Genomic DNA, 26014 nt, shown 5'->3' with positions numbered 1-26014 from the left:
GCCCTCCCTGAAGAGAGGCGCCACATCCAACAAGGAGAATCATCATGTCCGGTAATACCGCCCGTCTTCATCTTGTCCTGCGCGCCACCCCCAACCTGCCCGGCGAAATGCAGGTAACCATCACGTTGAAAGAGGTGCTGTGTGGCACCGATCTGACCATCACCCAGGAAGGGGTGCCGGAGGTGATACCGGTGGAATTCTGCTATCAGGGCTGGCAAGAATCCCTGGAAATGCTGGCGCAACTGGTGACACCGGAAATTCCGGACGACGGCTGAACGGATCTTGCTCCTGGTCTGTTCACGCGCAGAGGAGGGTGATGGTGTAGAGTTGCCGGGTAATCATTTACCAACACCTCTCAACGTCGGAGTGACCATGTCCAACTCGCCACAACAATGGTTGCAGGCCTTCACCGGGGGCTTCATTGCTACCCTGCTGTTTCACCAGGGGGTATTGGCGCTGTTCTGGCTGGCGGGCCTTATCCCGGCGGCGCCCTGGAACATGACCCCGGTACCGCCCCTGGGCATTCCCCAGGTTTTGTCACTGGCATTCTGGGGCGGGGTCTGGGGTATTCCGGTCTGGTGGCTGATCCGCCGCTGGCAGGGTATCCGGCACTGGCTGGGGGCGCTGATTCTCGGTGCCATCGGCCCGACACTGGTGGCCATGCTGCTGGTGTTCCCCTTAAAAGGTCTGGACGTGAACGCCACCAAGGTGGTCGGTGGCCTGACCGTCAATGGCGCCTGGGGGCTGGGGCTGGCCGCGTGGATGTGGCTTAACCGGTCGCGTTGGCAGAATTGATTCTTTTCCCTGGAAACAGGCGCCGCTGGCGCCTGTTTTCGTTGTAATTTCTATTGGCCGCACAGTCATGGAATGGCACGAACAGCCCTAGTCTTGTTTTGCCATCATGGTAGCGTTGGCCTTCTTTTTATCGGCGGGAGCCAAGCATGCCCAGTAACACTCATACCGTGATGGTCACCGGCGCTTCCGGCTACATTGCCGGCTGGATCGTCAAATACCTGTTGGAAGCGGGCCATACCGTGCATGCCACGGTGCGTGATCCCAACAAGGCCAAGAGCGTGGATCATCTGAAACGCATCGCCGACGCTGCCCCCGGCACCCTGAAACTGTTCAAGGCTGACCTGCTGGATGCGCAGAGTTTCGATGCGCCCATGCAGGGCTGCGACATTCTCATGCACACCGCCTCGCCGTTCGTGCTGGAGGGCTTTACCGATGCCAACGAGGCCCTGGTGCGCCCGGCCGTGGAAGGCACCCGCAATGTGCTCAATGCCGCTAACCGCTGCGACACCCTCAAGCGCGTGGTGCTCACCAGCAGCGTGGCCTCGGTATACGGTGATGCCACCGACATGAAGGGCAAGAGCGCCTTCACCGAAGCAGACTGGAATACCACCAGCAGCGTCGACCATAACCCCTACCAGTACTCCAAGGTGGCCGCCGAGCGCGAAGCCTGGAAGATCCACGATGGCCAGGAGGGCAGTGCAGAAAGCCGTTGGGATCTGGTGACCATCAATCCGGGCATGGTCTATGGCCCCTCACTGACCAACGCCAGCAACTCCGCCAGCATTGGCACCCTGCTGGACATGGGACGCGGTAAACTGAAAACCGGCGTGCCGGCACTGGAATACGGCATGGTGGATGTGCGTGAAGTGGCGCAGGCTCACCTTTTAGGCGCGTTCAAACCGGAAGCAGAAGGGCGCTACATCCTGGTCAGCCAGTCCGTGTCCATGCTCGACATCGCCGGCATCCTGCGCAAGCAATTCGGCAAGCAATACCCCTTCCCGATGATGAAGGTGCCCAAGCCGGTGGTATGGGCCGTTGGCCCATTCATGGGCCCGGTCACCCGCAAGTTCATCAGCCGCAACGTGGGCTACCCGCTGCGCTTCGAAAACAGCCGCAGCAAGACGCTGGGTGTGAATTATCGACCGGCGGCGGATACCTTGAAGGATCACTTCGATCAGGTGCTGGAAGACGGGCTGGTAAGACGGCGCTAAACGCAGCGGCTTGCTGAAAGAACCTTCGCCTTGCGAGCAAGGCTCCAACAAACTTCCGTATCCGTTGGCGCTTTGCTCGCAAAGCGAGAGGCCGAAGCCTGCTCCACCTTTCGTGATGCAAGCATCATCTCTTACAAAGCCAAAACGTAGGGTGGATTAGCCGCAAGGCGTAATCCACCTTTTGAAGCGGTGAATGTCATGGTGGATTACGCCTTCCGGCTAATCCACCCTACGCCCCGAATCAGGACTGGCTGGCTTCCTCGCGGCGCGGTTCGTAGGGTTCTCCGCCACCCGGGAAGGCCAGGCGCAGATTGTTCAGCCAGGTGGTGCCGAACTGGCGAAACAGGGAGGCGCTGTTGTACGGAATGCCGTAGCGGTCAGCCAGTGCCCGTACCCGGGGTGCGACTTCCTTGTAGCGGTTGCTGCACATATCCGGAAACAGATGATGTTCGATCTGGTGTGACAGGTTGCCGGAGAGAATATGGAACAGTTTGCTGCCTTCAATATTGCAGGAGCCCAGCATCTGGCGTAGATACCAGCGGCCACGGGTTTCGCCTTCCACCTGTTCCAGGGTGAAGTTGTGCGCCCCGGCGGGGAAGTGCCCGCAGAAGATAATGGTGAACGCCCAGATGTTGCGGATCAGGTTGGCCACCGCATTGGCACCGGCCACCATGCCGAATACCAGCAGGGGCGAGAAGGGCACAAAGAAGGAAATCGGAATTGCCACCAGCGCCGCCGCCAGCGGCCAGGCGATGTAATCCTTGGCCACCTGCCGCCATACCTTGTAACCGATACGTTTTAACAGGGGCGTAAAGTCCTTCAGCTTATTCTTGCCTTTCAGGTGATCATCGATGGCTTGTTCATGGACGGCCACGCCTTCTTCGAACAACAGCATCAGCAGAATGAAATAAATCGGCTGCAACAGAAACGCCGGCTTCCACTTCTGCATGGGTGTCACCCGCATGATGCCGTAGCCCACATCCAGATCCTTCTCCAGCACATTGGTCCAGGTGTGGTGCACCACGTTGTGCGAATGCATCCAGCGGTCGGACGGGCTCATGGTGTCCCATTCCCAGGTGTTGGACTGAATCTCCGGGTCCTTCATCCAGTCCCACTGGGCGTGCAGCACGTTATGGGCAATCTCCATGTTTTCCAGGATCTTGGCGATGCCGAGCGCGAATACACCCAGGCCCATGATGGTGAGTGCCACTGGCCAGGTCGCCAGCGCGTGCCCCCAGGCAGGAATGAAAAACAGTGAAAGGTAAATGACAAAACGGGAGCTCACCGCCATGGTGCGCTGGGTCTTGATCACCTTGAGGATATAGGCGCGATCCCGGTCGCCCCGGGAATCAAATACCTCGTTGCGAATGGCTTCCAGCTCGCGGCCGAATTCTTCGATCTGTTCATCGGTCAGGTCGACCGGGTATTGATGGGTTTTCATGATTCTTCCCTCACAAATCCAGTTCGCAGTCGCCGGCGGCGGCGCAGATGCAGGTTTGTACAATGCTGCCTGCCTCGTTCAGTACCTCACCGGTACGCAGGTCTCGCACACACCCGGATACCAGGGTGGTGTTGCAGGTATGGCAGATGCCCATGCGGCAGCCGTGGGGCGGGTTCATGCCTGCCTCCTCGGCCACTTTCAGCAGTGGTGTGTCACTGTCACCGTCGGCTTCCACATCGCTCTGTGCAAAGCGCACCCGACCACCTACTGCATCGTCGGGAATCTCGGTAAAGGGAGCGCGGAATCGCTCCACATGAAGCTGGCGGCTACAGCCCGCTTCTTCCATGCATTGCTCAATGGCTTCCAGCAGGGAAGGGGGGCCGCATGCGTACACATCCCGGTCTTTCCAGTCCGGGCAGAGCGCATCCAGCTGGGCCTTAGAAAAGCGGTTTCCGCTCGGGTCGTCGCCCTCGCGGCTATAAATCAGGTTCAGGTGATAGCGATCGTTGTAGCGATCCATTGCCTTCAATTCCTTGCCCAGCACCACATCAAACTCGTGGGGTGCGTAGTGAATATGGCAAGTATCCGGCAAACGACCCTGGGCAATCAGGCTGTTGATCATGCTGAACGCCGGGGTGATGCCGCTGCCTGCAGTAATAAACAGCGGCTGAATCGGCTGCGCATCCGGCAGGTAAAAGTCCCCCTGCGGCAGCCCGATGGGCAGGTAATCGCCCACCTTGATATTGCGCACGATGTGGTGGGAAATGGTGCCCTTGTCGATGGCCTTCACGGTGATGGTAAAGCAGTCGTCTTCCCGCTCCGGTGGGGAGGAGATGGTGTAGGTGCGGGTGTAATGCTTGCCGTTGGCGGGAATCCCCACTCGCACATGCTGGCCTGCACGGTGGCCGCGCCAGTTCAAGCCGGGGCGTAGGGTAAGGGTGCGCGCATCCTTGGTTTCATCCCAGACTTTGACGACGCGGGCCTGCATCTTGTGAGTGGTCCACAGCGGGTTCACCAGCTCCAGGTAATGAGAGGTGCGCAAGGGCCAGGCGAAATAATCGGTGATAGTACTCAGGCGAGACCAGATGGAGGGTGATGCACCTGGCTCAGGCTGGGCGGGTTGACGCATAACGGTTCCTCGATCGTTGTCATTATTTGAGGTGAAGCTTGCCTGGCGTGCCAGGCTGGCGGCGGGCAGCCGGGGCGGCTCGCCATAATCCGTTTAGTCACTGTTGTTGTAGCTGTCTCATGTCAGGTTCGGATTTCAGTATCCGCTTGTGCGGGTCGCTGTGACCAACCCCTTTTACCGAATCCCTACGCAATACCCATGCAGACATACAATCGGAGATAGCGCAGCAAGTGCACATCTGTATGTGTACAAGTGTTTACAAGACTAAAGTGATTATGCTGTGCTTGTCCAGAGTGTTTTCATGCCCTGTGGTAGATAGGTGTTTCTTGCAAGGCGTAAGGCTTGGGCGCCCCGTAACCTTCCTGGAGGGTCCCCTCTCCCTTGAGGGGAGAGGGACAGGGAGAGGGTGATGCTACGAAGCTACTTAAGCACCGAGCGCTATTCCAGCTAAGTATGGATTTTAAAACCAAAGAAATGGGTTCCAGGCAGTCCCCCTGCAAAATCCATCGCCCCCGGCTCAACTGTTGGTACACTGCACGCCTGATTTCCTGACACCCGGGCCCTTTACGTGACTGATACCCTGTTTTCTTCCCTGCCTCTCAGCGGCGACATGCTCGCCAACCTGGACACACTGGGCTACACCGCCATGACACCGGTGCAGGCGGCCAGCCTGCCGCCCCTGTTGCAGGGCCGGGATGTGATCGCCCAGGCCAGCACCGGCAGCGGCAAGACCGCCGCCTTCGGGATCGGCCTGCTGCACCCGCTAAACCTGCGCTATTACGGCTGCCAGGCACTGGTGCTGTGCCCCACCCGGGAGCTGGCCGATCAGGTGGCCGCAGAGATCCGGCGTCTGGCTCGTGGCGCCGGTAACATCAAGGTGCTGACCCTGTGTGGCGGCCAACCCATTGGCCCGCAGATCGGTTCCCTGGAGCATGGCGCCCAGGTGGTGGTGGGCACCCCAGGGCGAATACTCAAGCACCTGAGCAAGGGCACCCTCAGTCTCGACGGCCTCAACACCCTGGTGCTGGATGAAGCGGACCGCATGCTCGACATGGGTTTCTTCGATGATATTGCCGAAGTGATTCGCCAGACCCCGGAACGTCGCCAGACGCTGCTGTTCTCCGCCACCTACCCGGCGGGCATCAAGCAGCTGGCCGAAACCTTCATGCGCAACCCGGAACACGTGGAAGTGGAGGCGATGCACGACAACACCCGCATCGAGCAGCGCTTCTACGAAGTGGACCCCTTGCAACGCTACGAAGCCGTGGCCGAGGCTATCGCCTGCTTCCGGCCCACCAGCTGCGTGGTGTTCTGCGTCACCAAGCAGCAGTGCCAGGACGTGGTCAGCCAGCTCTGCCGCCAGCGGTTGTCCGCCCGAGCCCTGAACAGCGACCTGGAACAGCGCGAACGGGACGAAGTGCTCACCCTGTTCGCCAACCGTAGCCTGTCGGTACTGGTGGCCACGGACGTAGCCGCACGGGGGCTGGATATCGACAGCCTGGATATGGTGATCAACGCAGAACTGTCCCATGACCCGCAGACCCACATCCACCGGGTCGGCCGTACCGGCCGGGCCGGGGAGAAGGGTTTGGCCATCAACCTGGTGGCCCCTCGCGAAAGTCGCCGGGCCATGGCCATCGAAGAGCTACAGGGCGAAAAGCTCAACTGGCACCCGGTCTCCAGCCTCAAACCCCGCCAGGGCGACCCCATGCTGCCGCCCACGGTGACCCTGTGCATCGGTGCCGGCCGCAAGGACAAACTGCGCCCCGGGGATATCCTGGGGGCCCTCACCGGCGATGCCGGCATCCCCGGCAATCAGGTCGGCAAGATCACAGTGACCGATTACCAGGCCTATGTGGCCATTGAACGGGATAGTGCCGACTTGGCGCTGCAGAGATTGATGAGCGGCAAGATCAAGGGCAAGAGCCGGAGGGTGAAGAAGCTTTAATCCGTTCGCCCTGTAGGAGCCCCACTCCATGGGCGAATCCACCCTCCCAGGCATCGGAAAGCAAGTTGCGAAACGTAGAGTTCATCGAGCCCCGGTGACGCTAGTGGTCACTGGAATCCGTTGTCCGCCAGGGCGCTTTACCCACCCAGATGGGTTTTTCGGCAAGGCCCATTCGGGGGGGGGCATGGCTCGCCAGGCGCCGGCTTGCTGCAAATAAATCTGTATTTGCTTCTGTAGCTAGGCTGTTCGCAGTCTCCCAGCGGGATGCGTTGGCAATGCCCCAGCTTATTAGAATCACTTTGAAGGGACGCCTCGCTCAAGAGATAGCGTGACTTTGCCGTATCCGGGAAACTGCGTTAACCACGCCTGGTTATCACGCCTGCGCGGGATTCAGACTTGCCCGCATCATTCGCGGAGCTGTTCTTGACCCAGGTGGTGCCCCTCATCCTCCTTTCTCATGCGAATATTGAACTGTGTCACACTTTAAGGGTATTGTTCGCTAATCTTATATTCTTATTTGGGCGCGAATGTCTTCGCGGGGTTGCAGACAGGTGTAAAAGCCCGTCTGTGTAATGGGGTCTGGAGACCAAAATGAACAATAAATGGATGCTGTCAGGGCTGTTGCTGCTGTTGGCTGGATGTGGCGGAGATGATAACCGCGAGCCAGGTACGGAGCCGGATAACCTGGCCGAACAAGGCGGCTATGCCGCTGACGGCTACCTGGTGGGGGCCAAAGTCTGCCTTGATACCAATAAGGATTTGTCCTGTACCGATGAGCAGACTACCGCCACCACCGATGAAAACGGTCAGTTCTCCCTATACGCGAGTGCCTCGCTGTTCGAGGAGTATGAAGTCATCGTTGAGGCCATTGCTGGGGTCACCGTGGATCTCGACAATCCTGGCACCCCCATCTCCAAAGGCTACACCCTCCGGGCCCCCGCAGGTCTGAAGGATAGTGAAGAAAAAATTCCGGTGACGCCGATCAGCACGTTGCTGGCGGTTGAAAAAGAAGCTGCGCCAGACAAGACCGTACTGGAGGTCGTCAATGACTCCAGCTTTGCCGAGCAGTTGTGTCCGCTGGCCACTACCGAGGCAGAGAAGAAAGACTGTATCACCAAAGACTATGTCAAGGACGCGGACAGCACGGATGACACCACCCGGGTGCTTGCACAGCGCAAACAGCTGACGGCACGAGTGCTGGCTTCAATGCTTGCCGATGCCCAGGAAAAGGCTGGCGACAGCAACGGCAAGAAGGCGGCGGGTAATACCCTGTCGGCGAAAAGCAATCAGGTGGTTAACCAGCTGGATGAGGCCATAGGTAAAAATGGCGGTGACTTTGACGGGGTGGATACCGGCAAGTTGGCAGAGAAAAATAGCATCGTCGGAGGTGAGGGCAGTAACGCCCTGATCAATGCCAGCGAAGTGCCGTCTGAAAAGACCACCGTCATCGATGCATTCAAGGCCTCTGCCGCTACGTTTAATCTCAATGACACGGCTATTACTGCAGACCGGCTTGATGTAGGAAGTCTGCGTTGCGGTTTTGGGGGATGTTCGACGACCCACGGACAGCACAGACTGAGAAAGGGAGTCCCGATCAGCGACTGGGATGCGTACAGTAGCCAGGACTACGCACGCCTCCAGGAGGGCGGCGGGGCGGTCCAGCTGATCGAATATGGCTTTGTCATTGATGAGGTACATGCGGAGTTTGCTCTGGCCGCGCAAAAGCTCAGCTTGCAGGGTCGCAGTATAGGCCAGCTGATGGATACGTTTTCAGCTTCCGCAAACCGCAAATGGCGGCATGTCTTGAACCAGTGCTCGGTCTTTGAGGCGGGTGCCATAGGACACATTGTTTCCGAGCCAACCAGATACCAGGTCAATAACCCGGCCTATGCATTCTACGGCGTGATTCCCGCGACGGTGATTCCGACCTTTGGTGACACACCGCCTGATTTTTACGAAGAGCATGATATTGCGACGATCATCAGCACGTTTACAGGTTCTGTAGGCGCGTTTTCTGTATACGTGGGTCCGGATGTATACGTCACCCTTGCGGATGGCTCGGCAGAGTTCTTCAAGGCATCGACAAGCACCAGCCTGGGAACGGTCAGCTATAGGATTGAAGCCATCAATTTATTTCTTGGCGCGGCACGGGTGGTGGTAATCAATAACCTGGATATCCCGGCGGAAGAGGCGCTTTACATTGATCAGACCCGTGAGAACCTGGGTATAGCCGTGAGCCGGGATTCATGGCTCAAGAAATACCAACCGAAGGGCTCGCTCGGGACGGTTGCTGAGAACGCATATGGCGTGGGCGTTTTCGGAACCAATGCCCCAAGTGCCCCGCGCTTTTACCTGAATACTGCCGCAGCGGAACAGCTCAAGGCCGCTGTCGATGTATCTGCGCTCGCTAGCCCAGCTCGCGACCTGGATGTGGCCACTGACTGCAGTTACACCGTCAAGACCGGGGTGGATTCGGATGGTGACGGCGTTGACGACGGCGAAGATGCATTTCCTGACGATGCCAGTGAAAGTGGTGACATCGATGGCGACGGCACTGGTGACAACGCGGATAGCGACCGTGACGGCGATGGCGTCGACAACGACAACGATGCGTTCCCGAATGACCCCACTGAAACCTCGGACCTTGATGGTGATGGTGTTGGTGACAATGCGGATACCGACCGCGATGGCGATGGCGTTATCAACGACGATGATGCGTTCGCGGATGACAGCAGCGAATCCGGTGATCTGGATGGTGACGGCGTTGGCGATAACAGTGATGAGGACCGTGATGGAGATACCGTCTGGAATGATCAGGACGCTTTCCCGGATGATCCCAACGAGTTCAGCGATATTGACGGTGACGGGATCGGCGATAACAGTGACCTGGATCGTGATGGTGATGGCGTCAATAATGTCGTCGACGCGTTCCCGAATGACCCCACAGAAACGTTAGACAGTGACGGCGACGGTGTTGGCGATAATAGTGATCCAACTCCCAATGGTGGTGGTGCCGACTCCGACGGTGACGGCTTCGAGGATAGCGTTGATGCCTTCCCTGATAACCCCGCTGAGTGGGAGGATGCGGACGGTGATGGTGTAGGTGACAATAGCGATCCGGACCCATCTGATCCGCTGATTCCCGGCGACGACTTCTGTGATCCAGTGATTGATCCGTTCTGTGATCCATTCGGGTTCTAAGCAAAGCAGGAACAACGGATATATTGCCGTCAGACTTTACATTAAGTAATGCGGCAGTATCAGCAGCCTGAACAATCCGGCTCTCATATAATGGGAGCCGGATTTTTTGGTTCTTTAATGGCGCTTTTCATATCGACATCCCTGGGCCCGGTTGTTGTCACGACTTTCCGGCAATAGGGTGGACAAGAATCGCCGAGTGAAAAACCCTAATTCGGCAGGTCACTGTAGCAGTCCCTCTCGAAAGGCTAACCCTTGCCTCCCTATTTCCGTAGGAACGGCCCTCGAGCCGCGAATCCCACCGCCATCCCCGCGATCCCTAGAAACAGATCCAGGAAGCCTGTTCATTCCTTTACATCCCACGATTATGTAAATTCGAACGGGATCGCAACGCGCACCAACCACTAACAACGGCTGGCCCATGCTCGGATCGCAAGGCAGCTAGCCACGACACCGTCTTGCTCGCCAGCTTGAGCCAGACGACGCAATAACCAATGCCATCCGGCAGACGCAGGACGTCAGGTTGCTCCATCAGCAGCCGGCCTGGCGGGGTAGGATTGGGCAGAGCAACGGAGGCAAATATGCCGGTGAAAAAAGTTGGCTGGCGGGACCTGGCCAAAGGGGTGCGCTACATGGTGCCGCCGCTGCTGGATATTCAGCGCGGCAACCTGTTGCGCCTGGCCGGGTTGCGGCCTGCCAGCAAGCAGTCCATTGGCAAGGTCATCGAATACTGGGCCCGTCGTACTCCGCATAACATCGCCTTGCGGTTCGAGGATCAGCAGTGGACCTACGCGCAATTCAACGCCTGGGCAAACCGCCTGGCCGCCTGCTGGGCGGAGCAGGGCGTGGGCCCCGGTGACACCGTCGCCATCATGATGGAAAACCGGCCCGAAGCGCTGGCCTGTGTGGCGGCCACGGTCAAACTGGGTGCCATCGCCGGCATGCTCAACCACAACCAGAGTGGCGAGGTGCTGGAACACAGTATCCAGTTGGTGACGCCGCGGCTGCTGGTGGTCAGTGCGGAATGTGCAGCGGCCCTGGCCACCACCTGTTTTACCCCAGTGGCAAGCGCCCCGAACACCGCGCAGCCAGCCCCGTCGATCTGTTACCTGTGGCACGGCGGCGACCAGGGTGAGCCTGCGCCCCCGGGCTGGCTGGATCTGGACGAATACGCCGCCCGGCAATCGCAAGCCAACCCGCCCGGCACCGGTCGAGTGCGTGCCGAGCAGCCGTGCTTTTCCATCTTTACCTCCGGCACCACCGGGCTGCCCAAGGCCTCGGTGATGACCCACTATCGCTGGCTGGCCGCCATGGCCGGAGTGGGCGGCATGACCCTGGGCATACGCCGCAAAGACGTGTTCTATTGCTGCCTGCCCCTGTACCACAACAATGCCCTTACCGTGGCCTGGGGTTCGGTGTTATCCATGGGCGCGAGCCTAGCACTGGATCGCAAGTTCAGTGCGTCCCAGTTCTGGGAGAGGGTGCGCCACTACGACGCCACCGTGTTCTGTTATATCGGTGAGCTGCTCCGTTACCTGCTCAATGTGAAGCCCTGTCCCACGGATCGTCAGCACCGTATTCGGTTAATCACCGGCAATGGCCTGCGCCCGGAAATCTGGGACCAGTTCGAGCAGCGGTTTGGCATTCATCGTATCTACGAGTTTTACGGTGCCAGTGAATCCAATATCGGCTTTATCAATCTTTTTGGCGTGTCGCAGACCGCCGGCTTTACGCCGCTGCCTTTCGCCATCGTCGAGTTCGACAACGACACCGAAACCCCGCGCCGTAACCACAACGGCTTTATGCAGCGCATTCCCAGGGGTGGGATCGGCCTGCTGATCAGCGAAGTGACCCCGCGCCGCCCCTTCGATGGCTACACCGACCCCGCTGCCGGCGAGAAAAAGCTGCTGCGTGATGTCTTCAAGAAAGGCGACTGCTGGTTCAACTCCGGCGATCTGGTGCGTGACCAGGGCATGCACCACATTCAATTCGTCGACCGGGTCGGCGATACCTTCCGCTGGAAAGGGGAAAACGTGGCCGCCGGCGAAGTGGAAGGAGCCATAGCGCAGCACCCGGATATTGATCACGGCGTGGTGTACGGGGTCAGCATTCCCGGCTGCGATGGCCGCGCGGGAATGGCGGCGGTCACGCTCAGCCCGGGTGTCACCCTCAACGGCCCAGGCCTGGCACAACATCTGAACCGTTTGTTGCCGGCCTATGCAGTGCCCCTGTTCCTGCGCATCCGCGACCACCAGGAAACCACCGGCACTTTCAAATACCGCAAGGTAGAGCTGAAACAACAAGGCTTCGCGCCTGATCAGGTGGCCGAACCGGTGTACGTACTGCTGGATAGCCAGCGCGGTTACCAGCCTCTGACGGCGGAGCTGGCCCGGCAGATACAGCAAGGAGAAATACGCCTTTGACCCGGGCGCGAGCGAGTTGCACCTGCTCGTTACAGGGGCGCGCTGGGCGGCCACGATTCAACAATGGCTTTAAGCAGAGAGTAGGAGAAAGGACGCCGGGCGGCGGAATTTGACGGTAATCAGGAATGGCGCATATTCCGCAGGAATGTCACTGAAATAGCAGTATGGTAGGAATGGGGCATCTGACCCCGGAGAGGTGAAATGGACTTTAAGGACTACTACGCCCTGCTCGGAGTGGAGCCAGACGCCGACGCGGCCGCCATCAAGACGGCCTACCGCCGTCTGGCCCGCAAATATCACCCGGATATCAGCAAGGAAGACGACGCCGAAGCCAGGTTCAAGGACGTGGCCGAAGCCTGGCAGGTGCTGAAAGACCCGGACAAGCGCGCCGACTACGACCAGCTCCGCGCCCTGCGCAACCAGCAAGGCGACCATGGCTCGTTCCAGCCGCCCCCCGGCTGGCAGCCGTCAGGCGGCGGGTTTGATCCTGCCGATGCGGGCTTTTCCGACTTCTTCGAATCCCTGTTCACCGGCGCCCGCCAGGCCCGCGGTGGCCATGCCCCGTCGCGGCGCGGCCAGGATGTGGAAATCGAGCTGCCCATCTTTCTGGAAGACACGGTCAGCAGCGAATCCAAGTCGGTTTCCTACCGGTTGCCGGAATACGACCAGTACGGTCAGGTGCTCGGCGAGAAGAGCAAAACCCTGAACGTGAAAATTCCGGCCGGTGTGACCGGTGGTGAGCGTATCCGGCTGAAAGGGCAGGGGATTGCCGGTATCGGCAATGCCCCCGCTGGCGACGTATACCTGCGCATCCGCCTGGTGCCGCATCCCTTGTTCGATGTGGAAGGCCACAACCTGATCGTCACCGTGCCGGTGGCGCCCTGGGAAGTGGCGCTGGGGGCGAAAATTGAAGTGCCCACTCTCACCGGCGCGGTTCAAATGACTATCCCGGCACACAGCCAGAACGGCAAGAAGCTGCGCATTCCCGGCAAAGGGTTGCCCGGCAAGACCGGCAAGGGTGACCTGATTGCCGTGCTGAAAGTAGTCATGCCAGATGCCACCGGCGAAGACATTGAACAGTTGTGGCAACAACTCGCCGACAAGGCGAGCTTCGATCCGCGCGCACAATGGAGACGGTAATCATGGCCTCTCAACTAAGAATCACCGTATGCAGTAGCGACATTTACCAATTGGTGCAGATATCAGAGCAGGACCTGATCGACATCGTCAGCCTTGGCATTATCGAGCCCCACGACAGGCAGGCCAGCGAATGGCAATTCGACGATGCCGTCGTCGCTGACATTGCCCGCGCCACCCGCCTGCGGCGTGACCTGGAAATCAACTGGGCAGGCGTGGCACTGGCCATGGAGTTGCTGGATGAAGTGGAGGCGCTACGCCGGGAAAACCACGAGCTACTACGGCGGCTAAAACGGTTCGAGACGTGATGATTCCCGATGGCGCCCATCAGCTACCACGGGCGCCCCTTTCCTTTTCCCTCTTTGTTGGAGCCATGCTCGCATGGCGAACCCCTGACTTTTTTCTGACTACAGCCGTGCAATATCGAACGGGATCACGAAGAGAAAAATACCGATAAAAACAACTCTGCGGGATCGAATGCCATCGGTCCTCAGCGTCCAGCCGCCGAACGTTCTGTTAAGCAACCACAAGAGATGAAATGTCGACGGCTGCCCAGTCTCAAACCGCCAGTAACAGCGCCCGTTCCCACATCCAGAAAACCGCCATGCTGCCGATGCTGTAAACAGCAATGCTCTGCAGGCGCTGGATATGGTGCTTCATGCCAAATATCACCAGCAGCACCGCCGCCACACACAGCAATTGCCCCAGCTCCAGACCGAGATTGAAACCCAGCAGGGTAATGATCAAATCGTTACCGCTGAGCCCCTGGGTATTGAGCACATTGGCAAACCCGAGGCCATGCAACAAACCAAACCCCAGCGGCAGAAGGAGCACGGTGGCCCTGCTGGGCTGCTTGAGGGTGCCCCGGTTCAGCTGGAACGCCATGGCCAGCAAACTGGCGGCAATGGCGATCTCGGCCAGGGTAACGGGAAAGCGGATGATACCGCTGGCAGCCAAGGCCAGGGTCAGGCTGTGGCCCAGAGTGAAGCTGGTAATCGCAAGCACCAGAGGTTTGCCCCGGCGCAGCCACAGGGTCAGGCCGATAACGAAAAGAAGGTGATCCCAGCCGGCGAGCAAATGAATGATGCCGGAGTGAGCGGTACGGATCAGTGTGCCCAGCCAGTCCCCGGATGCCTTGAACTGGAAGACGGGGGAGTGGGCATCCAGCAAGCTGCTGTGAGTAGGCTCGCCAGGCGAATGGTATTGAGCCACGGCCTGGTACTCGCCCAGACCAGGCAGGCTGATGCTGTAGGGTGGTTCGTCGCAGCGAAGCTGCCAGATCGTCCAGTGCGCCTCCTTTGCCATGGTGCGTTGCGGCGCGGACGGCGTGCATGTTTCGGGGAAGACCGGTGTCGGCGTCTGCGCGACGGTAACGCCGGACTTGAGGCTGACACGCAGATGCAGGTCGTCGATCTGTTCCAGCTTCAACAGCATCGGTACCAGCCCATGGCCGTGGGCCGTATTGGCGAGGGTGACGAGGATCAAAGCGGCCACACAGTGGCGTAACAGATGGCTCATTCTTCCCAACTCACTGTGTATTGCTGACGCAGCTGCGACATACCCTCTCGCAGTGCCTGGTTTTCCTGGTCGGCTTTCCAGGCCAGATACACCTTGGCCGGGTTAATCGGTACCGGCTGACGGGTTGTTCCCTCAATCCAGACAAGATGCTGCCCGAAAACACTCTCCACCGGGCCGGCCCACTGGCGGGTAGGCAGGGCTTCCAGTTGTGCGGCAAATCCGGGGCCAAAGGTCTTGGCGAGAGTCCTGTCGCTGATATCCGCCAATACATTGCCGGCGAGAAAAGGCTCGGAATAGCGGGTCGCGTCCTGAGGAGAAAACGACGGCAGTGAAAGCAGCTCTGCCCTGGCGTCCGGGCCGGTGCGCAGTACATGGGACACATGCCAACGCCGTGCCAGGGTCGTGGCCGAGTCAGCATAGCGGGCCAGTTCGGCACTCTCCGCTTCCAGGTCCGCCTGGCTGCGCAGTTCGGCCTGCATACGAAGCAGAAGGCGCTTGCGCACCACCGGGTCCTGCAGGGGCATCCCCAATTCATAGGCGGTAGCCAGCGCATCGGACGGGTGGCTGGCGGGCTGTTCGGTAAAGGCCAGGTTCTCGCGCAGGCGGCGGCGAACGATGGGGTCCGTGCGATCCCAGCCACGCAACCGGGCCTCGTTAATCAGAATCTCTTCATCCACCCGGGCCTGCAGCGACGCCTGCAGTTCATCGGGGGTCAGTTCACGCCCCAGCTGTTGTCGCCACTGCGCCTTTAACGCCTCCACCTCTGAGGCACCCAAATGGATTTCTGTGGCGGCGGGGTGATCGGCGCTGGGATCTGTGAACAACGACTGCGCCAGGAAGGCGCCACTGCCCAAGAGCAGGCAGTGGAGTAAGGGGTGACGAAGCCAGCCGATCGTGTTCACTGCTTGTACCAGATCGGTGAGGCCCAGGCCCGTTCCTGAATGCGGGAGGGGGCATTGCCGTTCTCGATTTCGCAGCAGGCCGCCCACTCTTCTTGTGGATTGTTGCTGCAATCCAGATCCGCCGGTGCATTCATGCACTGGCGGGTCAGCCAGCGGCAGGTGGGGGCTTCCACCACACGGGCGTAGTAGAAGGCATTCTGATCGGCCTGGAATTGCGGGTCGTCCCACACCGCACACAGTTGTTGCGGGCCGCTACCGGACACCTGGCAGGTGTCATCGTCCAGGGACCAGTCGCTGTTTCCGGTGGCAATATCAAACACCTGCTCGCGGGCCAGGGACTGGCCATTGGCATCTTTTTCCACCCAGCCTTTGACGATTTGCACACGCTGCAGGGGCACATTGACGCTGCGCTCGTTCTCACGGGGGAAGGTATCCGCGGTGGCCCACACGGCGAAGCGTGGGGTGCCCTGGCCGGCGTGCAGTTCGCCGCCCATGGGCACGCCGGCCGCGTAGCCGGTTTCCACAAACGCCTGGCCGCCACGCTCACACATGTTGTCCGGCATTTGCTCGGTGCTGCCACCAAATACCCGCAGCTGCATGCGCGGGCCACTGGTGCCATAGGTTTCCTTGCGCTGCATGGCATCAAACAGGGACGCGCGGGTATTCTCTTCAGCCCAGACAACGGCAAGGCCACCGGGGTTATTGAAGTAATCGTCTTTCACCCCGTCCACCGGAGGCACATCCCGGTGGCCGACAAAGTTGTCTTCATCCACCGCACCGGGCAGGCCGAAGTGGCTGTCGGTGCTGGCAATGAAACCGTACTGGAACGGGTTGGCACCCTTGGCTTCCTCGATCAATAGCCCTTCCTTCAGACCATGGCGCACATAGTTCTGAAATGCGGGGGCCGGGGGAATCGGATTGATGCCCAGGAAGAACTCGAAGAAATTAGTGGCTGGCAGTTTTTCAAAATCACACAGGGGATCATCCGGGCTGCCATTTTCCACCCGCGCACATTCGGAATCCCCCTTCACCTGGAAGATCTCGATCAGCGGTTCGGCTCGGCGTTTTTCGGCAATGTCGTAGCCGTCTTCTTCCGGTCCGGCAAACATGCGCCCGTTACTCAGGTTGGAGTTGTGGGGAATGGTCAGGTACTCGCACTCACCGGTGCAGGCCTCGTCCAGTTGTTCCCACAGAGCCGAAGGGTCCGGCGCTTCATAGACACTGACAGGGTCCTGCGGCACCTGGTCCCCGGAAAAGATCACATTACGGTGCATGTTGTCGCTCAGCGGCGACATGGTGTACTCGTAGCCGTTAAAGGCAGTGAAGCAGCCCGGCTGGTTAAAGCGCTCAGCCTGCAGCTGCACATCCAGCCAGGGCCCACGCGCGGCGCCCCGGCACTTCTCCCCCGTCACCCCGCAAAATAATGGGCGGTGGACTTCGTTGTCGGTGAGCAGGAAGGGTTCGTCAAAGCTGATATTGGGGAATGGCACCAACTGGCTAAAACCAGCCCAGCCACCGCCAAACAGCAGGAAACCGAGCTCCCGGTCCTGGCGGTACACCGTGCACTCGGGGGAGCTGTAGGCCAGCGGGTCCAGGCTGGGGTCCTCACACAATTCCCGTTCGCCCAGCCATTCGCCGTGATCGGTCACCGCCGCAAAATCCAGCGGGCGATCAATCTGATAAGGCGGAATCAGCGAATTCCCGGCGGCGTCATAGGGTGGGGCGGCCACCGGCTCTCCCATGGCAAAGCGGTAGGCGCCTTCCGGGGTCAGCTGCGCGGCAACGGCATCCAGCGAGTACACCGTATGCAGATGCAGCTCACCAAAATACGCATTACGCAGCGGGTTAGGCGGCGTCTGGTCGCAGGCGAGCAGCTCCGGATCCGGGTCGGGCGTTGGCGGTGGCTCACTGGGTGTCGGCGTTGTGGCCGGGGCGTTAGTCGTGGTCGGGGTGCCGCTATCGCTGCCGCCACAGGCAGCAAGGAGCAGACAGCTCATCAATGTGGGCAGGGCATATTTCATGGCAAGTTCCGAAGCGCATCGTCGCCCGGGCGGGCCGGGCAGTAAGCCAAAAGAGCCGCCGGTGTGGCCGGCAATCTCAGTAAACCGGAAGCGGCAGGCCAGAGCTCGCCCGATTCCGGAACCGCCTTATTCACATTGTCAGCAGTCGCAGCCAGCGGTTTTCGGCATGGCTGCCCTGGTTAAGGTGGCGGATTGAATCAAGGTAGAAGAAATCCCGGGGCGGGTCAGATTCATTGAGTTGGGGCTTTGTGTCTATTTGTGCACTGCCGTCCCAATAAAGAAACCGGCGGGCAGGGTGGTGAAGGCTTGCAGCGGACAGCCGTTACACGATGCTGTCTGATTCTCTTGTTGGAGCCATGCTCGCATGGCGAACCCCTAAACAAGAAAATGAAGCCTATTCATTTATTTCAGCGTACGGATTGTGTAAATTCGAACTGGATCACAAATAACGAATACCAATAATAAGCCCGCCAGGATCGCGGGCAATAAAACAACGAGGGATGGGATGCCTTTATTCTGGGGAACGCCTAACCAGAAAATCTGCCGAGCTATTCCCCAGCAGTGCCGAACCCTCTTCGTACTGTCCGTATTCCTGTGCCCCTCGTTAGCCCACTCCTCCGTGTTCCTGGGCGTTTCACCCGGCGATTCCTGCCTGGAAACCTATCAGATGGAGGTTGACCGGGGTGCAGAGGCCGGTCTGCCTCTGGAAACCATGCTGGAGCAAGAACTTCTGGCGTTTGAACACAACACCCCGGATCTCTCTGAAATAACCTGGTATCAATGCGGCGGGGATCGTATTTCTCTGGTTTATTACGGTGCTTGGTTCAAGAACGAGGTGGGGCAAAAGCGTTTCTTTAAAAACCAAAAAGCAACATTAGAGAGAAAGTTTGGTAAGCCATCATTTGATGCCTTTGATCCCGGCTGGGTGGAGAAGCTCGTATTCTGGCTAGACGGGAAAGGAGACATAGAGAAAAAACTGCCAGTGGTTCAGTGGCAGCCAGAAAGTGGCGGGGTAATCATGCTTCAATATTCCTCCCTGGACGTTGACGGCAAGGCCTATGGGGTCACCATGAGCTGGGAGAAGTAGGCATCATGGCCACGATCATCCCCAGCCTCACGACTATCCGCCGCATGACGTCGGGCGAACGCCGCCTGGGGCAGCGGCTGGAAGCCCTGCTGGAGGATGACTACACCGTCTGGTACGACACCCCCGTCGGGCGCAAACGGCGCTATCCCGATTACATCGTTCTGCATCCCGGTCGTGGCCTGCTGTTTCTGGAGGTGAAAGACTGGAAGCTGGATACCCTGAAAAGCCTCAATCCCCGTGATGCCGAGATCCTCACCCCGGGTGGCCTGAAGACCGTCAGCAACCCGCTGCAACAGGCCCGCCAGTGCGCGCTTACCGCCATCAACCGCTTGCAGCGCGATGAACACCTGCAACAGACCCGCGAACAGTTCAAAGGCAAACTCTGCTTCCCGTGGGGCTACGGCGTGGTGTTTCCCAATATCACCCGCAAGCAGTGGAACGACGCCATCAACGAAGAGCAGCAGGAGCTGGTACTGCCGCCGCACCGTGTGATCTGTCGCGATGAAATGACCGCCACTGCTGACCCGGAAGTGTTCCAGGAACAACTCTGGGCCATGTTCGATTACGCCTTCGGCGACAAGCTCACCCTCCCGCTGATCGATCGTATCCGCTGGAACCTGTTCCCGGAAATCCGCATCAACGCGCCCCAGCAAGGGCTGTTTGATGCCGAGGATGACGAAGCGGATGAAGATGCCGGTACACGAGGGCAGGGCAGCGCCAACGGCAGCAAAGCCGTGGCCGAGGGCAGGGCAGACTACAACAACATCCCGGACATCGTCCGCGTGATGGACCTGCAGCAGGAACAACTGGCTCGCAGCATGGGTGAGGGCCACCGGGTCATCCACGGCGTGGCCGGCTCCGGCAAGACCCTGATCCTCGGCTACCGCTGCCTGCACCTGGCCCAGGCCGTCACCAAACCGATACTGGTGCTGTGCTTCAACATCACCCTGGCTGCACGGCTGCGCAGCTTTATTGCCGAAAAGGGCATCGAAGAGAAAGTGCAGGTACACCACTTCCATGAATGGTGTGGCCGGCAACTGCAAACCTATAACGTGGATCTGATCCCCGCCCCGCCCGAATTAAAACCCTGGGAGCGGCAGGTGGAGACCGTCATTCAGGCCGTGGACAAGGGCCAGATCCCCCGCGCTCAATACAGCGCGGTCATGATCGATGAAGGCCACGACTTCGAGCAGGACTGGCTGGCGCTGGTCGTGCAGATGATCGACCCGGACACCAACTCGTTGTTGCTGCTCTACGACGATGCCCAGTCCATCTACAAAAAACGCAGCCTCAAGTTCCCCCTGTCCAGCGCGGGCATCCAGGCCCGTGGCCGTACCACCATTCTGAAACTGAATTACCGCAACACCCGCGAAATCCTCAGCTACGCCTACGATTTCGCCAAGGACTTCCTGCAAGCCCAAGACGCCGACGACGACCACATCCCCCTCATCGCCCCGGAAATGGCAGGCGCCAGCGGCCCGCCCCCGGCATTCCGCAAGTTCGACACCTTCAACGACGAAGCCCACTACATCGCCCGCTGTATTCGCAAATGGCACCAGAACGGCCAGCCGCTCAACACCATCGCGGTGATCTACGGCTACACCTGGCAAGCCGACACCCTGCAACGGGCTCTCAAGCGGGAAAACATTCCCCATGCCTGGCTGAAAGACAACGCCAGCAAGAAAGCCTACGACGCCAATGCCGAGCGCATCGCGCTACTCACTCGGCAGAGCAGCAAGGGGCTGGAATTCGATACCGTGGTACTGGCGGGGTTGGGAGGGTTGAGGGATGACGATGAGAATCTGGAGAGCGAGGTGCGATTGTTGTATGTGGGGATGACAAGGGCGAGGGAGCAGTTGTTGTTGACGGGGAGCGGAGGGAATTGGTTTGTGGGGAGGTTTGATGGGAAATGGGAGACCTGATCCCTAACCCCCAATGCTTTTCTTGATGGAGGCGTTATGTCTGCAAAATCCGATACGGATCGTGCTGGCGTGTATATCTGGCCACGCTGCTTTTTGCGTCAAGTGCCATCGTTTGAACTGGATCGCCGTGCGTCACCGTATCGTCGCTTGTCTGCTACTGTGCTGGTAGCTAACGACGAAGCATTTAGCGTTCGCGGTCGGGCAGACAACGAGGTGAAGCTAATGGGTGCCATTGTTGGGCCTGCCGCGCCTCGTTCTTTTATGCATGCGCCAGGGGCGACAACCACCGTTGATGCCTTCATTACCAGCGAGGCTTACCCTGCTTTATTACAGGCGATAGGCAACCCCGTGGGGCGCTTGCTTAATGCTGACGAGCTCTCTGCCATTCAGGCGCTTTGCCAGCCGCGTTTTGGGCAGTTGGCTGATGTGGCAGAAGCGCAGGTTTTGTTCGACGATATTATTACAGTGCTGAACCCAAAGCCTGAAGCGGTTAATTATGATCCGAGAGTAGCGCAGGCAATGGCGCTGGTGGAGGCCCACGGGTTCGATGAATTGTCGGTGGCGGCCCTTGCTGATTCTGTGCATGTGTCGGTGTCGCGCTTGAATGCCTTGTTCAAGCAATATCTTCTTTGCAGCCCCTTGGAATATATTCGCAGCGTGTGTTTGTGGAAGAGCATTCCTGAACTCGCCCTCGGAGCTACCCTCACAGATGCGGCACATGCTGCAGGCTTTTACGATTTAGCGCACTTTAGTAAAGCGGTAACGGCCATCACAGGCTTTTCGCCGAGCCTTCTTATGGAAGGCACGGTAGCCATGAGCTTCACCTAGCGTTTGGGCTCGCTCTTTCAGACAAGTATTAAAGAAACACACACAATCCATACAAGCCTACTTTTACCCCCTTTCGCTACAGTTGCATGATTGAAATAACGGGGAAGATCAGTGATGCATCGTCTTACAACACGACATGGCCGCGTTGCTTACACCCAATTGGGAAATCCCAATGGGCCGCATTTGCTCATGCTGCACAATGGCGGCACAGACCATAGTATTTGGGAGCCTGTGACCAAGGAGCTGGAAAGCCGTTACCGGATTACCGCTATTGATTGGCTGGGGTATGGCGAATCGGCGGCGATGCAAGAAGGTCGAGCACTCGATATTTACGCCGATGTGATTGCTGACGTTATTGATCAGCTAACCCTGGACAAGGTGGTCCTTGTGGGCAATTGTGTTGGCGCTGCGGCGGCCATTCACTTTGCGCGTAAGGATGCAGAAAGAAAGCCTGGTGCGCGGAGCGTAGAGAAACTGGTGCTGTTTAATGTGCTCACCAGCAGCACGCTGGCACTGGGTAGCCGCACGGCAGCGCGGGTGCTAACAACGGCGTTTGGGCGACGTGTTATGCAAGGGTTTTCTCGGCTGGTTACGCAGCGTGAATGGGGCAGAAGCGTTGTTGTGGGATTTCAGATAAAAGCGGCAGGCATGGTGTCTGAGCGTTTGCGTACTCAGCTAGCCGACAGATTCCGTCAGCCCAGCAATGCTGACACGCTTATGGCATTAGGGGAGCAGGTGTTTCTTGGTTTTGGTTTTGAGAAATTAGATAAAACCAGTAACGGTATGCCCCCGGCTATGGTGATTTGGGGTAAGCATAATCAGGTGCTTTCTGTGGCAAAGGGCCGCAAGTTCATTCAGCGTTATCAGCCCGCGCAACACCATATTGAGCACGGAGGCCATTTGTTGATGATGGAAGCACCGCAGCGTTGCGCTGAGCTAATGACCAATTTCGTCAGCGAATAAAACGTCAGCTCAGGCTTAAAAGGCTTTCAAACAAGCTGGAACGGTGGCAGCGCCTGCGCAGAGAGATCAAGTGGGTGCTGTTACAACGAGCTTTTTGCTGTTTGAATTAGTGCTTGTGCAGAGGGAACACGAGGGTCAGGTCTCCCATTTCCCAAATCTTGATTCAAGATTTGACGCGTGAATCCGGGCTCACGGGACTCTGGATCAGGTCTTGTCCCGTGCGCCACTCCAATGCCTGAAACGCTGGGGCCCCCGCCAACTACCTGCCTTCGCCACCGTATGCTATCAACCCCCCACAAACAGATCAGGTATACTCGCGGCTTTTATCTCGTTGGGTGATGTTTCATGCAGGCCTCGTCTTCTTCCGTCCCCGCTAATGGTTGGCGCCAGCGTCTGACCGTTTGGCTCAACTCCTCGTTATTCGGCAACAGCAGGACAACAACAGGCAGGACAACAACAAGGACAACAACAGGACACCCATCAATCAAGACAACAACAGGACACCCATCAATTGGCAGATCTCCTACGCATCTGATGGTTGCTGTCTGATAGTGAGCTGTCCGTAAGGTCAGTATGGTTTGAGTCATGGATCAGCAAGGAGGCGACCATGACCCGAGCGCGTTATCAGCAGGTTTCTCTTGATGAAACCCCGTACTACCACTGTATTTGCCGTTGTGTACGCAGGGCTTTCCTGTGTGGGCGTGATCATTATTCTGGCCAGGATTATGAGCACCGCAGGCAGTGGGTGGTGGAGCGTCTTGCGACGCTGGTTGAGGTGTTTGCGATTGATCTGTGTGCCTATGCGGTGATGTCCAATCACTCCCATGTGGTGCTGAGGGTGGATCGGGGCCAGGCAGAAAGCTGGTCGGAACGGGAAGTGGCGGCGCAGTGGATGCAGCTGTTTTCCGGGCCGCCACAGGTGCAGCGCTGGTTGCGTGACGAGACCGGCGAGGCAGAAACCCTGAAGGCGCTGGAGATTGTCGAGGAATGGCGCTCCCGGCTGTATGACCTGGGTTGGTTTATGCGTTGCCTGAATGAGCATCTGGCCCGCCGGGCCAACGAGGAAGACGGCTGCAAGGGCCGCTTCTGGGAAGGGCGTTACAAGAGCCAGGCCCTACTGGATGAGAAAGCCCTACTCAGCTGTATGGCCTACGTGGATCTTAATCCGGTGCGGACAGGTATGGCAGCCACCCCGGAAACGTCAGATTACACCTCCTTCCAACAACGCAGCGGTGCCGTACTGAATCAGCCATCAGCTGAGACAGCTCCGATACTTCTCCCTCTGGTGGACGCCGAGCACATAGAAAGTGACGACGACACCACGGTCTCCCGCATCCGGTTGATGGATTATCTGGAGCTGGTGGATGCCACTGGCAGAGCCCTGCGTGCGGACAAGCGTGGGGCTATTAATGGTGCTGCCGCCGGCATCCTTGATCGACTTGGGATCGATGAGCGGGCATGGCTGAAACACATGACGCCCCGAAAACAACGCACTCCCTTGGCGATTGGCCCACTGGCGAGGGTCAGAGCCTTTGCTGAAGCCACAGGCCGGCGCTGGATTGCTGGGCAAAACGCTGCCTGTGCACTGGGGTGAGGTGTTGGTGTGGTTATCAATGGGTGTCCTAGCTTGCTAGCTTGAGCTGATTGGGTGCGCTGCTTTAGTGAGAAGCTTCTGCTATTTAGATGGAGGGAAAAGCTATTTTTGTGACATATGTTGCAAAAATGATAGATTATGGTAAAAGAATGTAAAATATGGGCGGGTAGGCTGGTGACTTGACCGGCATTCATTGGGGAATGCTGGATTGGAAGGTCGCCCTGTGTCAGGAGGACGCAGTGTGAAGGGGGTTGGGGTAAAGGCAACATTGAGGTCAGGGGTGCCTCTCTTGTCAATTTTCGCTGTTTTGCTTTGTTCTGAGTTATCTAGGGCTGGAGACAGCGATGTCTATATGCATGAAGGCAGCATTTACGTTACAGCCATTGATCAGCCCCTCTCCCAGGTTATGGCACAGGTCGCTGCGGCTTCGGGTATTGCTGTCGATGTTTCCCCCGCAGTAGACAAGCCCGTCTCCTTTTCTATTTCAAATCGCACTCTTGAATCCGCCCTGGAAAAAATTGCCCGGGAGCAATCGTTGAGCATGATAACAGGCTGGAAGAAGTCAGCTTTGGGGTCTAACGCAATAGCGACGGTGATTTTTTTTCCATCCAGCGGGACTGAGCGAGATGAGGCTTCAATTCAAGAGGCGGGCGTGCATTGGGAGCGCAAGGCCAGGCGGCAATTCAACAAAGATAAAGCGCAGTCAAAGCGCGAGAAAAAACGGCTTGAGCGAGCAGCGAAACGTTCTGGTCGTATATAGCCCCTTCGGGGTATCAGCAAGTGAATGGAACCAACTACAAACATTGTGAGGGGATAAAATGAGTAGTTTCAAAAGACTAAAAGGGATGGCTGGTGCCTCCATGGTGGCAGGTGCAGGGCTTGTGGGGATGATGGCATCATCTGCCCGTGCCGGGGTGAAGACATCCTGGACCGGCACCGATGAGGGGTATCTGACTTTCCATGACGCAAACAAGGATTGGGCGCATGGTTTCTATTTTTCTGGCAGTAATTCTTCAGTTATTACCGATATTTACTCCAGTATTTCGGAAGGGGCTATCGGCAAGACGGCTTCATGTACCACTTCGGTAACTACGTTCTGGAACTGCTACTCCTACAGTGATGCCTATGACGGTGTGCTGGGGCTTGGGGTTAATGGTAATTGGTTTGATCCGGTAGGTGCTGATGCAGTTATTACCGATTACCAGATCGATGCTGGTACCAATGTGGATATTGATACAGATCTTGATGCGAGCATCAAGTGGGCCTTCCTGAAAGATGATCCCGTTACACGGGGCCTCTTTACCGTAACGAATAAAGGGGCTATTGAGCAGTCGGTGACTTTCCAGATTTATGGAAACTGGGGCTCCGATGGTCAGGGCGGTATTATTAATACCAGTAATGATGACCAGACCGTTGATAGCACAGACACCTGGGTTACCATTTCCGATGACCTTGTGGATGGCGCTAACGGTGATCCAGTTATTACAACGGGTATCTCTGGGGAAGGATCAACGGTAGATACGACAGTGGTGGATCTTGATACCTCCGACTACGATATTGATTACACCGTTACGATCCCTGCCGGTGAGAGCCGTAGTGTTGTTGTTTTTCATCAAATGTCGAAGAGTATTACTGACGCCAGCGCCATTGAGTCAAATTATGAATCTGGTAGCGCATTGAGCTCCGCCGGTCTGCTAGTAGGTTTGAGCAATACTGAGCGTAGCCGTGTTGTCAACTATGCGTTGCCCAAAGCAGCAGAAGTAGCTGCCCGCACAGGCAGCAGTAGCAGTAGCGGTGGCAGTGCTGGCGCCGCTCTTATGGCATTGATCGCGGCCCTGGGTGTATCTCGCAGACGTCGTGTCTGATCCCGTTCCATCATGACCAGGAGGCCACTCTC

Annotated in this window: 20 protein-coding genes; 15 read left to right on the top strand and 5 right to left on the bottom strand. The window is 58.1% G+C overall.

What is annotated here, in order from left to right:
• The first annotated feature begins 38 nt into the window (after nt 1-38).
• The 3 genes from T9A_RS09590 (at nt 39) to T9A_RS09580 (ending at nt 2006) form a co-directional block, all read left to right on the top strand.
• Entirely contained in the window at nt 39-275 is a 237-nt protein-coding gene (locus T9A_RS09590) for an SRPBCC domain-containing protein (RefSeq protein ID WP_269530042.1), read from the top strand.
• A gap of 97 nt (nt 276-372) precedes the next feature.
• Nucleotides 373-795 (top strand): hypothetical protein, encoded by a 423-nt coding sequence (locus T9A_RS09585; RefSeq protein WP_035247650.1) that lies wholly within the window; start codon nt 373-375, stop codon nt 793-795.
• Between the two features lie 146 nt (nt 796-941).
• Nucleotides 942-2006, top strand: coding sequence for an NAD-dependent epimerase/dehydratase family protein (locus tag T9A_RS09580; RefSeq protein ID WP_035247648.1), 1065 nt, complete (start codon nt 942-944; stop codon nt 2004-2006).
• Between the two features lie 241 nt (nt 2007-2247).
• Here the strand turns inward: T9A_RS09580 and T9A_RS09575 are convergent, their stop codons facing one another.
• Nucleotides 2248-3447, bottom strand: a complete 1200-nt coding sequence (locus tag T9A_RS09575) for a fatty acid desaturase family protein (protein ID WP_035247646.1) — start codon at nt 3445-3447, stop codon at nt 2248-2250.
• 10 nt (nt 3448-3457) lie between these two features.
• Nucleotides 3458-4576 (bottom strand): ferredoxin reductase, encoded by a 1119-nt coding sequence (locus tag T9A_RS09570; protein ID WP_035247635.1) that lies wholly within the window; start codon nt 4574-4576, stop codon nt 3458-3460.
• 568 nt (nt 4577-5144) lie between these two features.
• On the opposite strand from T9A_RS09570, the gene dbpA reads away from it, so the two are divergent.
• From dbpA to T9A_RS09545, 5 genes are all read left to right on the top strand, one after another.
• Nucleotides 5145-6524 carry an ATP-dependent RNA helicase DbpA gene (gene dbpA, locus T9A_RS09565; protein WP_035247633.1) on the top strand — a complete coding sequence of 460 codons (1380 nt, stop codon included), beginning with the start codon at nt 5145-5147 and terminating at the stop codon, nt 6522-6524.
• 591 nt (nt 6525-7115) lie between these two features.
• Nucleotides 7116-9725: a thrombospondin type 3 repeat-containing protein gene (locus tag T9A_RS17280; RefSeq protein WP_052042751.1), complete on the top strand. Its 2610-nt coding sequence runs from the start codon at nt 7116-7118 to the stop codon at nt 9723-9725.
• Nucleotides 9726-10303: 578 nt separating this feature from the next.
• Entirely contained in the window at nt 10304-12145 is a 1842-nt protein-coding gene (locus T9A_RS09555; RefSeq protein WP_035247631.1) for a long-chain-acyl-CoA synthetase, read from the top strand.
• A 201-nt stretch (nt 12146-12346) separates the two neighbouring features.
• Nucleotides 12347-13285, top strand: a complete 939-nt coding sequence (gene cbpA / locus T9A_RS09550; protein ID WP_035247630.1) for a curved DNA-binding protein — start codon at nt 12347-12349, stop codon at nt 13283-13285.
• A 2-nt stretch (nt 13286-13287) separates the two neighbouring features.
• Nucleotides 13288-13590, top strand: coding sequence for a chaperone modulator CbpM (locus T9A_RS09545; RefSeq protein ID WP_035247628.1), 303 nt, complete (start codon nt 13288-13290; stop codon nt 13588-13590).
• A gap of 250 nt (nt 13591-13840) precedes the next feature.
• Here T9A_RS09545 and T9A_RS16615 read toward each other — a convergent pair whose 3' ends face one another.
• From T9A_RS16615 to T9A_RS09530, 3 genes are read right to left on the bottom strand one after another with little or no spacing between them, the layout of a single operon-like run.
• A complete protein-coding gene (locus tag T9A_RS16615) occupies nt 13841-14800 on the bottom strand; it encodes a HupE/UreJ family protein (protein ID WP_052042749.1) in 960 nt (319 codons plus the stop codon).
• Nucleotides 14797-15702 carry a hypothetical protein gene (locus tag T9A_RS09535; RefSeq protein ID WP_035247625.1) on the bottom strand — a complete coding sequence of 302 codons (906 nt, stop codon included), beginning with the start codon at nt 15700-15702 and terminating at the stop codon, nt 14797-14799. Before T9A_RS09535 ends, T9A_RS16615 begins: the two co-directional genes overlap by 4 nt.
• Complete coding sequence (locus T9A_RS09530) at nt 15699-17723, bottom strand: DUF3604 domain-containing protein (RefSeq protein WP_052042746.1); 2025 nt, start codon at nt 17721-17723, stop codon at nt 15699-15701. The genes T9A_RS09535 and T9A_RS09530 overlap by 4 nt, the downstream gene beginning before the upstream one ends.
• Before the next feature lie 505 nt (nt 17724-18228).
• Between T9A_RS09530 and T9A_RS09525 the strand changes: the two genes are divergently transcribed.
• The 7 genes from T9A_RS09525 (at nt 18229) to T9A_RS09495 (ending at nt 25982) form a co-directional block, all read left to right on the top strand.
• Nucleotides 18229-18810: a hypothetical protein gene (locus T9A_RS09525; RefSeq protein ID WP_156964880.1), complete on the top strand. Its 582-nt coding sequence runs from the start codon at nt 18229-18231 to the stop codon at nt 18808-18810.
• Nucleotides 18811-18815: 5 nt separating this feature from the next.
• On the top strand, nt 18816-20732 hold the full coding sequence (locus T9A_RS09520; protein ID WP_035247621.1) for a 3'-5' exonuclease: 1917 nt from the start codon (nt 18816-18818) through the stop codon (nt 20730-20732).
• A gap of 36 nt (nt 20733-20768) precedes the next feature.
• Nucleotides 20769-21560: a helix-turn-helix domain-containing protein gene (locus tag T9A_RS09515; protein WP_035247618.1), complete on the top strand. Its 792-nt coding sequence runs from the start codon at nt 20769-20771 to the stop codon at nt 21558-21560.
• A 114-nt stretch (nt 21561-21674) separates the two neighbouring features.
• Nucleotides 21675-22523, top strand: a complete 849-nt coding sequence (locus T9A_RS16610; RefSeq protein ID WP_084573461.1) for an alpha/beta fold hydrolase — start codon at nt 21675-21677, stop codon at nt 22521-22523.
• Nucleotides 22524-23130: 607 nt separating this feature from the next.
• The gene (locus T9A_RS09505) at nt 23131-24117 is read left to right on the top strand and encodes a hypothetical protein (protein ID WP_035247616.1); all 987 of its coding nucleotides are present in this window, start codon (nt 23131-23133) and stop codon (nt 24115-24117) included.
• A gap of 289 nt (nt 24118-24406) precedes the next feature.
• Nucleotides 24407-24877, top strand: coding sequence for a hypothetical protein (locus T9A_RS09500; RefSeq protein ID WP_156964878.1), 471 nt, complete (start codon nt 24407-24409; stop codon nt 24875-24877).
• 58 nt (nt 24878-24935) lie between these two features.
• Nucleotides 24936-25982, top strand: a complete 1047-nt coding sequence (locus tag T9A_RS09495; RefSeq protein ID WP_035247612.1) for a hypothetical protein — start codon at nt 24936-24938, stop codon at nt 25980-25982.
• Nucleotides 25983-26014 lie beyond the last annotated feature (32 nt).

This window comes from Alcanivorax jadensis T9 (assembly GCF_000756655.1).
In the GTDB taxonomy this organism is placed as follows: domain Bacteria; phylum Pseudomonadota; class Gammaproteobacteria; order Pseudomonadales; family Alcanivoracaceae; genus Alcanivorax; species Alcanivorax jadensis.
The sequence above is the reverse complement of the archived record's forward strand: the minus strand, read 5'-3'. Positions and strand labels throughout refer to the sequence as shown.

Coding starts and splice junctions, on each gene's coding strand:
- T9A_RS09585 (WP_035247650.1), top strand. CDS start 373: ATGTCCAACTCGCCACAACAATGGTTGCAGGCCTTCACCGGGGGCTTC.
- T9A_RS09580 (WP_035247648.1), top strand. CDS start 942: ATGCCCAGTAACACTCATACCGTGATGGTCACCGGCGCTTCCGGCTAC.
- T9A_RS09575 (WP_035247646.1), bottom strand. CDS start 3,447: ATGAAAACCCATCAATACCCGGTCGACCTGACCGATGAACAGATCGAA.
- T9A_RS09570 (WP_035247635.1), bottom strand. CDS start 4,576: ATGCGTCAACCCGCCCAGCCTGAGCCAGGTGCATCACCCTCCATCTGG.
- T9A_RS17280 (WP_052042751.1), top strand. CDS start 7,116: ATGAACAATAAATGGATGCTGTCAGGGCTGTTGCTGCTGTTGGCTGGA.
- T9A_RS09555 (WP_035247631.1), top strand. CDS start 10,304: ATGCCGGTGAAAAAAGTTGGCTGGCGGGACCTGGCCAAAGGGGTGCGC.
- cbpA (WP_035247630.1), top strand. CDS start 12,347: ATGGACTTTAAGGACTACTACGCCCTGCTCGGAGTGGAGCCAGACGCC.
- T9A_RS09545 (WP_035247628.1), top strand. CDS start 13,288: ATGGCCTCTCAACTAAGAATCACCGTATGCAGTAGCGACATTTACCAA.
- T9A_RS16615 (WP_052042749.1), bottom strand. CDS start 14,800: ATGAGCCATCTGTTACGCCACTGTGTGGCCGCTTTGATCCTCGTCACC.
- T9A_RS09530 (WP_052042746.1), bottom strand. CDS start 17,723: ATGAAATATGCCCTGCCCACATTGATGAGCTGTCTGCTCCTTGCTGCC.
- T9A_RS09525 (WP_156964880.1), top strand. CDS start 18,229: ATGCCTTTATTCTGGGGAACGCCTAACCAGAAAATCTGCCGAGCTATT.
- T9A_RS09520 (WP_035247621.1), top strand. CDS start 18,816: ATGGCCACGATCATCCCCAGCCTCACGACTATCCGCCGCATGACGTCG.
- T9A_RS09515 (WP_035247618.1), top strand. CDS start 20,769: ATGTCTGCAAAATCCGATACGGATCGTGCTGGCGTGTATATCTGGCCA.
- T9A_RS16610 (WP_084573461.1), top strand. CDS start 21,675: ATGCATCGTCTTACAACACGACATGGCCGCGTTGCTTACACCCAATTG.
- T9A_RS09505 (WP_035247616.1), top strand. CDS start 23,131: ATGACCCGAGCGCGTTATCAGCAGGTTTCTCTTGATGAAACCCCGTAC.
- T9A_RS09495 (WP_035247612.1), top strand. CDS start 24,936: ATGAGTAGTTTCAAAAGACTAAAAGGGATGGCTGGTGCCTCCATGGTG.